8 protein-coding genes and 3 pseudogenes are annotated in these 10374 nt (G+C 63.4%); 8 read left to right on the plus strand and 3 right to left on the minus strand.

From position 1 onward, the window contains the following. Window positions 1–308: pseudogene (locus tag NS365_RS22165) on the minus strand (IS110 family transposase); the annotation flags it as partial. Between the two features lie 459 nt (window positions 309–767). Here NS365_RS22165 and NS365_RS25400 point away from each other — a divergent pair. Further along, window positions 768–1097 (plus strand): annotated as a pseudogene (locus tag NS365_RS25400) (DDE-type integrase/transposase/recombinase); the annotation flags it as partial. Next, window positions 1018–1620, plus strand: coding sequence for a GIY-YIG nuclease family protein (locus tag NS365_RS22170; RefSeq protein ID WP_058602472.1), 603 nt, complete (start codon window positions 1018–1020; stop codon window positions 1618–1620). The pseudogene NS365_RS25400 and the gene NS365_RS22170, both read left to right, overlap by 80 nt. 50 nt (window positions 1621–1670) lie before the next feature. On the opposite strand, the gene NS365_RS22175 is transcribed toward NS365_RS22170, so the two are convergent. Then, window positions 1671–2093 carry a hypothetical protein gene (locus NS365_RS22175; protein ID WP_058602473.1) on the minus strand — a complete coding sequence of 141 codons (423 nt, stop codon included), beginning with the start codon at window positions 2091–2093 and terminating at the stop codon, window positions 1671–1673. A gap of 719 nt (window positions 2094–2812) precedes the next feature. On the opposite strand from NS365_RS22175, the gene traA reads away from it, so the two are divergent. The 3 genes from traA (at window position 2813) to NS365_RS24645 (ending at window position 7847) form a co-directional block, all read left to right on the plus strand. Further along, window positions 2813–6745 (plus strand): Ti-type conjugative transfer relaxase TraA, encoded by a 3933-nt coding sequence (gene traA / locus NS365_RS22180; RefSeq protein WP_058602474.1) that lies wholly within the window; start codon window positions 2813–2815, stop codon window positions 6743–6745. A gap of 82 nt (window positions 6746–6827) precedes the next feature. Beyond that, window positions 6828–7295, plus strand: coding sequence for a DUF6118 family protein (locus tag NS365_RS22185; protein WP_153003902.1), 468 nt, complete (start codon window positions 6828–6830; stop codon window positions 7293–7295). 411 nt (window positions 7296–7706) lie between these two features. Continuing rightward, the gene (locus NS365_RS24645; RefSeq protein WP_193753508.1) at window positions 7707–7847 is read left to right on the plus strand and encodes a hypothetical protein; all 141 of its coding nucleotides are present in this window, start codon (window positions 7707–7709) and stop codon (window positions 7845–7847) included. 344 nt (window positions 7848–8191) lie between these two features. Here the strand turns inward: NS365_RS24645 and NS365_RS22190 are convergent, their stop codons facing one another. Next, on the minus strand, window positions 8192–8470 hold the full coding sequence (locus NS365_RS22190) for a hypothetical protein (RefSeq protein ID WP_153003903.1): 279 nt from the start codon (window positions 8468–8470) through the stop codon (window positions 8192–8194). 392 nt (window positions 8471–8862) lie between these two features. Between NS365_RS22190 and NS365_RS22195 the strand changes: the two genes are divergently transcribed. The 3 genes and pseudogenes from NS365_RS22195 to NS365_RS24810 all read left to right on the plus strand — a co-directional run. Beyond that, on the plus strand, window positions 8863–9159 hold the full coding sequence (locus NS365_RS22195) for a hypothetical protein (RefSeq protein ID WP_153003904.1): 297 nt from the start codon (window positions 8863–8865) through the stop codon (window positions 9157–9159). Continuing rightward, complete coding sequence (locus NS365_RS22200) at window positions 9159–9608, plus strand: type II toxin-antitoxin system death-on-curing family toxin (protein WP_058602478.1); 450 nt, start codon at window positions 9159–9161, stop codon at window positions 9606–9608. Before NS365_RS22195 ends, NS365_RS22200 begins: the two co-directional genes overlap by 1 nt. Window positions 9609–10049: 441 nt before the next feature. Then, window positions 10050–10268, plus strand: a pseudogene (locus tag NS365_RS24810) (DDE-type integrase/transposase/recombinase); the annotation flags it as partial. Between the last annotated feature and the right edge of the window lie 106 nt (window positions 10269–10374).

Below are 10374 nucleotides of genomic sequence, written 5' to 3' on the forward strand. Positions count from 1 at the left end.
TGTGTCAGGCGTCGTGCATCGGGGTGATCTGTGTTTGTCACGCGTGCATTCAGAAAGGCTGTGGCAGGACGCGTTTCGATGCAGATGACAGGTAGGCCAACCTGGCCGAGACCGGCATGCAGCCATTGTGACAAGGGGCCAGCTTCCAGCCCGACCCGGTGCAGCGGCCAGCGCGGGTCCTGAAGCACCAGAGCCAGATCGGCCGGGTCGCTCGCCACCTTGCGCTCCAGGCAGACCCGACCCGTCTCGTCCAGAATGCAGACACTCGTCTCTTTTACCGAGACGTCCAAACCCGCATAGTACCGCATGCTGCGCTTCCCTCGCTGATGCCTGTGGCTGGGATCCGATCCAGACCACGTTATCCATCAGCTCGAAGCGCAGCACCTCCACCCGTCACAGCAGCGAAGAACAGGGCGCCAAAGCCGAATACCCCATCTGTTGCGAATGGCGATCTGTGGTGCGAGCCTTGAAATTGAAGGCGGTTCAATCAGAGGGTCGGCAGCAGGAGTTTGGCGTCAAACGCCGGCACTTCGCGCCCGATATCATCCCGCTCTGTCTGGGCTGGTATTGCCGCTACGTCCTCGGCTATCGCGACCTTGAGGAGATGATGGTCGAGCGCGATCTATCGCTGGATGACACGACCAGCTACAGATGGTTTCAGCACTTCGCGCCCGAGCTCGACCGCCGCGTCCAGTTGTGCAAGCCTCTGCAGACCAAGACCGGGTACGCCGACGAGACCTACGAAGGTCTGAAGCGATTGGACGTATCTCTACCGAGCCATCGGCGACGGTGGTCAAACCCTCGAATTCTATCTCTCGCAAACTCGCACGACGAAGGAGGCGGCGAATCAGTTTTTCAGCAAGCCCTTGAACCGCTCGCCGCAACATCGGCCCTCAGTCATCTCGACCGACAAGCTCCTGTCGTCGAGGCCGAGGTTTGCGCCCGTATTGGAGCGCTGTGGACCAGAGGACGAGGAAGGGAAGGGGAGGGGGACTTCGCCCAAGAGGAGAGAGACCCATGCCCCGTTTGCCCTTTGCGGAAACCTGCGAACTCGCGATCGAGGATCTGTCGGTGGATGCCGGCTTGTTGTTCGATGAGGAGGATCTGCGCTCGCTGCGCCATGCGCGTCTGTGCGCCTCTGCGATGGGTCTCGAGAGCCAGCTGAGCACGTTCCGCGACGCCCCCGATCCCTATGCGCCGACACACTGGGTCTATGCCATCTGCAATCCGGATGGGACGCCGTTCTATGTCGGCATGACGACCTGTCTGGAGCGCCGCTGGCAGCAGCACCGTTCGAGCGTCAGTCTGCTACCGAAGCTGGAGGCGCGTCTGGCCGATCCCTCCGATCGTCCCGCCGATACGCAGCTGATGTTTCGCCGGATCAAGAGGATCGCGACGTATCTGAACCAAGGCACAGGACCGATGTTCAAGCAGCTGGGCGAGGCGTTCTCGCGTGAGGAAGCGCTGGCACTGGAGACGACCTGGGTGCACCGGATGACGGCGAAGGGCTACGAGCTTCTGAACCCCGGCGAGCACCGCGCGATCAGGAAGCAGTACCGCAGCCGTAGCCGCTCCAAGCTCCAATATCATCGCGACGCGGCCCCAGTCGGGCCACGGTGAGCGATCCCGGCCGGTCGACTTCTCAGGCGTATCGGGACGAGGAAGCGCGTTCAGTGTCGCAGCGGCTGGAGCGGGCAAAAAACCTCGGCGGCCGCTGCCAGTCCGGCGGCCAGACGAGGCTCGCTCTGTTTTGCCTCCCGGTGCTTTTTCCGGGTGCGCATTCTCGCCTCGACCCAACGCCCTGCCGCCCCGCGTAACGCAGCCTTCTCGTCCTCTCGAGCCGGTATCGTTTCGGGGCCATCTCTGTTCGGGCCAAGGGCCGCCTTTATCAAGGCGGCGAGGCGTCCCACCGCTTCCGGATCGTCGTCTCGGCCAGCGGTGTGGAGCATGCCCTCCACGACGTCCCGCAAAGGGATCGACCCCTTCTTCATCCAGCGCTCCAACAGGAAGCGTAGATGCGGGAACGGGAGTCCCAGCTCGTTTGACCGGATGCGGCCGTCGGCGTCGGTGGCAAGGGCTAGAACGCTGGCCATGCGCTTACACCCATCTCGAAAGCCGCCTGCAGGATCGCGGGATCTGACACGTCGATGGCGTCTTGGCTGGAGGCATCGAGTCCGATGCGTCGCTTGCCGCAAGGCTTCGTCTTCCAGGCAGGCAACGAGGGCCGATGGGACCACGCTCACGTGTGAGCCAGACAGCGTTCGGCTCATCTTCGGGCCGAGCCTGACGGGACCGTTTCGGCGATCCGACCCAACCTGCTCGTCCGCGCCGATGAGGCAGGGACTGCAGCTCCTGAACGGGACACTTGAGGAGGGGAGGCATCCTCTCCTCGACGCTTGCTTTTGGGGAAAGAGGGACGGTTCCCTCCTCCTCTTTCCCCAAACCCCTATCACTTCTCCCGTGCCCTCACCGCTGCGCGGTTTCGGGCCCATCCGGCGCGATCGATGGCTCGATCCAGCGCCTGGGATCGTCCGACCTCGGATGCCGAGTTCGGGGCTCCGTCGCGGGCGGCGTCCCTTGCGTTCGTGACCTCCGCAGCGCCGCCCGCGACCCGCTGTGTTCGCCTCCCGCACCCCTCCTATCGGCCTCTCCGGAGCGGAGCGACCGGCTTCAAGCGGACCGCGCAGCGGGCTCTTGAGCATCTGGTTGCAGGAGCAAACAGCGCAATTACCTGTTGCTTTTCGCAACAGGCCCTGCCAGAGATCCATAGCGGCGCTCAGAAGGGCGCCTTTGGCATGACGATCGGTTCGGCGTGGCGATCTATCACTTCCGTCAGACGGTCATCTCGGGAGGATCAGGGCATTCCGCTGTTGCGGCCGCCGCTTATCGTCACAACGTCGCCATGTATTCTCAACATTTCGGTGAGACTCAGGACTATTCCAGGCGCCAGGGCACCGTGCATTCCGAACTCGCCATTCCAGCGGACGCGCCGGAATGGGTTCGTAATCAACTCGGCTTTGCCGCCGGTTCTGATGCACCGGGTCAGGATGGCTCGCGCCTCGTCGGCCCGGATGCGATCAACGCCTCGCAGGAGCTCTGGAACAAGGTCGAGAGAGGCGAGAAGCGCTACGACGCCAAATACGCCACAGAACTCACCCTCGCCCTGCCCGTCGAGCTGACTCAGGACCAGCAGATCGCCCTCGTGCGCGCCTTCGTCGAAGAGCACCTGACCGCCAGGGGACGGGTCGCCGATTGGGCCATCCACGTCCCGCCCGGACGCGAGCACAATCCCCATGTCCACATCCTCTCGACCGTCCGGCCCCTGACCGAACAGGGCTTTGGGCCAAAGGCCGTGATCGCCCGCGATGAGGAAGGCGAGCCGCTGCGCACCCAGCGCGGCGCTGTCGTCTACGAGAAGTGGTCGGGGTCGAAGGACGAACTCTACGAGATGCGCGCCGCTTGGGGCTCCGAGATGAACCAGGCGCTGGCGCTCGCCGGTCACGACATCACCGTCGATCACCGCTCCTTCGAGGATCGCGGCATCACCGACATTCTGCCGACCCAGCATCGCGGCAAGACCGAGCACATGCGCCAGTTCGGACCCGAGCATCAGGTGCCCGCCAGGGACGCCGCCGACCGCGCCGCGACCTTCGCCCGCTTCGAAGAGAACCCCTCCCTCGCGCTGGAGCACATCACCCGCGAGCAGTCGACCTTCTCGACCCGCGACATCGCCCGCGTCGTGCATCGCTACATGGGGGAGGGCCACGACTTCCAAGGGCTCATGAACCGCATCGGAATGCTGCCCGAACTGGTCACGATCCAGGCCCAGATCCACGACCCCGAGACCAACCGCGTCGTCCAGGGCGAGCGCTTCACTACGGAGGCCGTTCTGGAGCGCGAGGCCGCCATGCTCAGGGCCACGCTGAACCGCCACGCCGATCGCGGCTTCGAGGTCGATCAGGTCACTCGTGAGGCCGCGCTTTCGCGCGCCCAGGAGCGTCAGGGCTTCACCTACACGCCCGAGCAGAAAGCCGCCGTGGATCGCCTCACCCGCGACGAGGGGATCGGCGTCATGGTCGGTATCGCCGGCGCGGGCAAATCCACTGTCATGGCCGCCGTCAACGAGATCTATTCAGCGGCGGGCGCAGGCGTTTACGGCGCCGCTCTCGCCGGCAAGGCGGCCGACAATCTCCAGCAGTCGTCGGGCATCGAAAGCCGCACTCTGGCATCCTGGGAGAATGCCTGGGCGGGCGGCTACGATCAGCTCTTGCGTGGCGACGTCTTCGTGATCGATGAGGCGGGCATGGTGGCCTCCGCTCAGATGGCGCGCGTCATGGCGCAGCTCGACGGTTTCGGCGCCAAGGTGCTGCTCGTCGGCGATGCGCGCCAGCTCCAGCCCATCGAGGCGGGCGCGGCCTTCCGCTCCATCGCCTCCGAGGTCGGCTATGTCGAACTCACCGAAGTTCGCCGCCAGGAACGCGAGGACCATGCGCGCGCCAGCGTCCTGTTCGGAGCGGGCGAAGCGCGCTCGGCCATGGACATCTACAAGGGCAACGACACGTTCCAATTCCACGACGCGCGAGCCGGCGCGCTGGAGGCCGCCATCAAGGGTTGGGACCACGATCGCCGCGCCGGCGCCGATGTGGTCATTCTCGCCCACACCAATCGCGACGTTCTCGACCTCAACGCGATGGCGCGCGCCTCGATCAAGCTCGACGGCGGACTGACCGGCGGGGAGACCTTTGCGACGGCGCGGGGACCGCGCGAGTTCGCCCCCGGCGACCGCGTTCTCTTCCTCGAGAACGACCGCACACTCGGCGTTCGCAACGGCTCGATCGGCCATGTCGAGAGCGTCGGCTCGAAGGGTCTCGTCGTCAGCCTTCCAGATCGCGCCGAGCCGGTCGCGATCACACGCGAGGGCTACAACAACATCGACCACGGCTACGCCATGACGATCCACAAATCCCAGGGCTCCACCTACGACCGCGTTCACGTCGTCGCCGGGGCGATGATGGACGCCCAGCTCAGCTACGTCTCGCTCAGCCGCCACCGCGAGGACGTCACCTTCCACATTCCGCTCGATGTGTTCACCCGTCCCGGCGCCGAGCAGCTGGCGACGCCCGATCAGGCCATGAACCGCCTGTCGCGCGAGACGCTAAAGGACACCTCGATCGACTTCCGCAAGACGCCCGATTATGCTGAGGCCAGGCAAGCCCTGGACGCCCGGATTGCGCTCGCCGCGAGCCCCGCCGGTCGCTTCGAGACCTTCCTCGAGCAGCGCGGTCTGCCGCACCCGTCCGAGGTGCTGGAACAGGTCAAAGCCTATGCCGCCTCGTTCCTTGCCCAGAACGGCCCGCAGGACGCTGCGCAGCAGATCCATGTCGATACGCCCGCCCGCTATCGCGACGCCACGCAGGCGGCCTCTCTGGAACCGCACGACGACCTTCGCCAGCCTCTGAACCGTCTCCAGCATGTGCAGGACCATTCCGCTTCCATGAACCATGAAGGCAGTGCCCGTCGCTCGGCCTTCCACACCGCGGAGAACGAGCTGACGCGCTATGTCACCTCGCAGGGTCTCCACGACTATGCCGAACGGGTCGCGGACGTGATCGCGCCCTCGCTCGTCGTGGCGATCGGCCCGAACCTCGCCGACCCCGATCACGAGCCGCGCTTGGCCGGTCTCTCACAGACCGTTCGCGATGCGCTCGGGGCAAACTGGCGAGACGTTCACACGGTCTCGCGGGCCACCTGGGAACTGGGTCTTCTGGAGACCGTGCGCGACGTCGACACGACCTATCGTCAACAGCGGGAGGAACAGCGCGTGCTGGCCGATTACCAACGTATGGTGTCGCCTCTGCCGCTGGAGCCACATCAGAGCGCGGACCCGGAACGCTCCCTACCGTTGCCAATCCTGCCTCTCTCGCCGCCCGCCGCAGCTTGGTCGCAAGGCGTCGATGAGGCCGTGGCCAGCACCTCTCCTGCCGCAATGCAGGAGCCCCTGGATTGTATGCCGCGCTTCGAGCCCTCGCGGTTCGAGTTGTCCTGGTTGAGTGGCCAGCGGGGACCGGAAGAAGGGCAGGGTTTGCCGAGCTTCCTGCCACTGAGCTTCGCAGAGTCACCGAGCTTCCCAGCCATGCCCGCCTTTAGCGCGTCGCTGTCGTCGTTAGGGAACCCGGCTTCGACGCCGCTTCTGGAGGCCCTAGCGTGCTGGGCGCGCTTGCATGACGTCATGCGCCCGGCCCTGGAGCGCGGTCTGGAGCCCCTGGCCAGTGACGCCCGCGCGCTGGCAGAGGCTGGCGCTGCCTTGGATGGGCTTCAGCCGGGAGCGCACGACCAGCTGCGCTCGGCACTGCATCATGACAGTGCAACACGGTCCGCGCTTCAGGATCTGCGTGGTTCGTCCCGTGCAGAGGCCCTGAGCGCTGGCATCATACGGGAAAGCGCGGCGCGTCTCGATCCCCGCATCCAAGCGGATCGCTTCCTTCTCACATGGAACGAGGTGAACAATCGTGAGGCGAGTGTGACCCCGGGATGGCGCGGGGACGACGCGCGTCAGGCGCTTCTCACGGAACGGATCGACCTCGCGCGCACGATCGAGCCGGGATCGGTGCTCGAGCAGGGCCTGCGTGAACGTTGGGGCGAGCTTGGCCTCATGAGCGAAGTGCAGGCCGACAAGAGTGTGGCGCAGACGCTGGAGAGCCAGTACGAGAAGAGCCGTGAGATCGAGCTTGGGTGGGAGCTGTGAAGGCAGAATGACGGGGACGGCAGGGACGAGCGATCAGCTTACAGAGCAGGCATCGAGCGTTTCGACAGAGAGCGCGAACCCCTTGAACATTCTGTTTCAAAGGCAGGATTATCTGAATCAGAGAATGGAGAAGGTCCTGACTCTGATCGAAAATCTCAAGCTGCCGCCCGATAGCCGGGAGGAGCTGATCGATCTCCGTGAGATTGTTCGAGGGCACAGCCTTACCGTCGAGGCGCTGGCCAACCTCCCCGGCCATCGGAGCGATCTGTCGTCGGTGCTGTCACGCAGCGTGGCGGAGGATGTGGGAAAAAGCCTGCGTCCGACCGCTCAGAGCCTGAAAGATACGTCCAGCAGCTTGCGGGAGGAGCTTCGCTTTCTTCAGACGCTTGTTGAGGGTGCTAGGGAGCGCAAGAGTCATAATTGGACGCTGTGGATCGTCGCTGCGGAAATGTTGCTGGCAGGCTTTGTATTGTATCCTTTGGCGGCAGCCATCCTACCGGGCGGCTCTTATCTTGCTGCGTTCGCCACCAGGCAGATCAATCTTTGGTAAGCGGGGTGGACGTTGCTGTGTGTTGAAAACATGGACTACAGTGATCGGCTAAATGCTATGCACACTCTTTACAAAGATAACAGCGACCGGCTCGCTGCTTGCTCCCGCACCGTGCGCTTTACCGGCAAGCCGCAGCGCTGCGAGCTCCTTATGCGAACACCGCTGCCAATCACTGTAAACGCCCAAGCAGGGAGCCAGTAGGGTCCAGGCGCCCATGTCTGCATCTCTCGTCTTCGATCTGCGTTCGCGCTACAATCGGAGTGCGTACATGTGGCCTACGATGTAACCGACGTCGATCCGCTGATTTTGTCTGTCTCTTCGGCGTCGCCTTGGCATCGATGGGCTCGATCGGCGGGTTTCTGATCAAGCGCTATCGAGTTCGCAGACGCCTACGACAACGCGGAGAAAGACATGGTCTCGCTCAAGGACCTCGATGCCATCAGCGCCCGCTCCGATGCACGCATCAAGGCCGCCCTTCACCGCCAGAGAGTCTGGATCGCCGGTATCGCCTTCCTCTTTACGATCGCGATTGTTGCCATCGTGAAGCTCTGACAAGCGATATAGGTGTAGCCCTTCGGGCCGAGCTTTGGTTGCTGTTGCCCTACGCCCCTGAAGGGCTCTGAGCTCTTGGGATCGCAATCCTTCACGCGCATGGCTGGCGCCACCCGATACGAGAAAACCGCCTTCGGCTTCCATAGGTATCCTCTGCCTCGACGCAACACTCGATTGGATCAAGCACTGACAGGCACTCGCGTGCATGAAGGCCCGGATGCACGGTAGAGTTTTTCGGAAGCGCAGACGGCGACGACCATGATCACTTCCGCGCGCGTGTGGCGCCGAGCTGAAGGAAGGCGTGGCGAACAGGGAAGCCCGCCGAAGCCGGCTTCCGGTCCTCGTTAGAGCTTCATAGCGGCAATGATGATGGCAGCTGCTGCCGCGTACGTAGCGACGGTCCAGACGATCTGGCGATTGATGGCGGCCTCGATGCGTGCATAGCTGGCCTCGATGCGCGCATCGGAGCGGGCGTTGATGGCATCGAGATCTTCGAGAGAGGCCATGTCTTTCTCCGCGTTGTCGTCGGCGTCGGCGAGTTCCTGTGCGAGGTCGTCGGCCTTGTCTTGGTCGATGCCGGCAGTCTTGAGGGCCTTGGCGATCTGGAGTCCGTCGATCTTCACGTTCGCCTCCAATCTAGGTGTTCGAGCTTGCGGAGCCAATCCCCGCAGCCACCCGATCAGTCGGGACGGGGCTGGCCAGCATCGCCGGCGCAGTCGGGGACCGGACCGCAGAGGAGGACCGCGAAGCTGTTGCGGACGGCTCTGTCTCGGCTAGGGCCAACATCTCCACGAGGTCGCGACAGCTCAGCGCGTATCGGCAGTACTAGCGCATGCACAACAGGATGATGTCGCGAGCGAAATATCGGCCTTTGAACGCCAAACTCATGCCGCACACTCTCGAATTAAACTGCCTTCAGCTCCCAGGCTCGCATCCCAGATCGCTATTCGCAACAGAACCTGCCGACTCGCTTCGAAGTTGAATGTGGACTATATTCTGAACCAGGAGATCGATCATGAGCGCAGAAGAGAAGAACGACCCGAGACCTCAGCGCCGCATTCGCTCGCGCGATGGCTCAATGGGCTTCGTCACGCGCGGCCCTGCGGTCGGTGAGATGAAGCTGAACGTCACCAGCGGGAAGATCGACCCGGCTAAGGTGGCGCGGGCGATCGAGCGCGACGCTGCCAAGGATATCCTTCCTGACGCTCGACTCGGCACGATCGAGCACGCTTCGGACGACTTGGTTCGGGCACGCGCGCAACGTCTTTTGGAGAAGCGTAGGGGCCTCATGATGGCGCTGGCCCATCGCTGATGATCTTTCTCACCGTTGAGCAGGTGATCGAGCAGCACAACACGGTGCTCGACGACACCGGCGTTGGGTTGGAAGGCATCAAGGACCGAGGACTCCTCGAGTCTGCCGTTTACCGGGCCGAGCAGCGCTACTCCTTTGACGACAGCCTCGACGCGGCGACGATCGCGTCGATGGTGTGCTTCGGAATAGCGAAGGCTCATGCCTTTCACGACGCCAACAAGCGTACCGCGGCGTTCTGCTGCGAATTGTTTCTCGATCTCAACGACTTGGAGCTCGACCTCACGGACGATGAAATCCTGGGTCTGATCCTTGACCTCGTGAACGACGAGATCAAAGAGGAGGATTTCGCCACTACAATCCGGCCTCATCTCGTTCCGGTGCTACAACCGACGGCCGATTTGGAAGCTGAACAGATCGAGAGCGATACGCCGGCTCTTTCTGGGCCCTAACGCCTCGTAGGGTCCGTCGAAGACGGTCGCCCATCGCCGCGTGTTTGAGCCAGTTGGCTTAATGCCGCCGGATGTGTTCGGCCATGTCGTGCAGAATGTGACAGCGCTGGCAGATTCGGGGGATTGTTGTCTGTCGGGTCGTGGACCAGATGCGCGCAGGCCAAGCGCACGTTGTAGGTCTCGCTGCGCTTGACGCCGCATTCCACCCAAGTCAACTGCAAAACGGACGGCGTGACAGGGCCGAGAGGTGACCGTCAGCTTTTGGGCGGCAGCCTGAGGAAAGCGGCCGTTCCACTCTCGGCCCCGTTGCTGACGTTAAAACCGCTTCCCGCGAATGTCTGCTGCAAGCCCTTCGGTGTCATTAGATCGAAAGCCGTAAGGCCACCCTATTGTCTCAAGTGCACTTACCCTTCCCGAGCGCCCTCCGATGGACTGAACCGCGCCTACAACGAGGCGATCACCTCGTTGCGCAAGGAAGGTCGCCTGTCGCCGACCTGCCAGCATCGGCAGGTGAAATTCCTCAATAACAGGCTGGAGTCAGACCACGGGAAACTGAAGCAGCGGATCCGTCCGGTGCGAGGGTTCACGTCGCGCAAGACGGCGCACAATGCCATTCGCGGGTTCGAGGTGATGCGGATGTTCCGGAAGGGCCAGTTCCGTTCGATGGTCGACAGCTTGGCTGGCGGGTCGGAGGCCCAGGGACTGTCAGGAATTTCGTGTGGGGCGGCGGGTTGAAGATCAGGCCGCCATGGCCGTGTCTCGTATA

Origin of the sequence: Aureimonas ureilytica (genome assembly GCF_001475935.1) — a bacterium.
In the GTDB taxonomy this organism is placed as follows: domain Bacteria; phylum Pseudomonadota; class Alphaproteobacteria; order Rhizobiales; family Rhizobiaceae; genus Aureimonas; species Aureimonas ureilytica_A.

What these genes read in the sequence shown, in the direction of transcription:
- NS365_RS22170 (WP_058602472.1), top strand. Translation starts at nt 1,018, where the DNA reads ATGCCCCGTTTGCCCTTTGCGGAAACCTGCGAACTCGCGATCGAGGAT.
- NS365_RS22175 (WP_058602473.1), bottom strand. Translation starts at nt 2,093, where the DNA reads ATGGCCAGCGTTCTAGCCCTTGCCACCGACGCCGACGGCCGCATCCGG.
- NS365_RS24645 (WP_193753508.1), top strand. Translation starts at nt 7,707, where the DNA reads ATGGTCTCGCTCAAGGACCTCGATGCCATCAGCGCCCGCTCCGATGCA.
- NS365_RS22195 (WP_153003904.1), top strand. Translation starts at nt 8,863, where the DNA reads ATGAGCGCAGAAGAGAAGAACGACCCGAGACCTCAGCGCCGCATTCGC.
- NS365_RS22200 (WP_058602478.1), top strand. Translation starts at nt 9,159, where the DNA reads ATGATCTTTCTCACCGTTGAGCAGGTGATCGAGCAGCACAACACGGTG.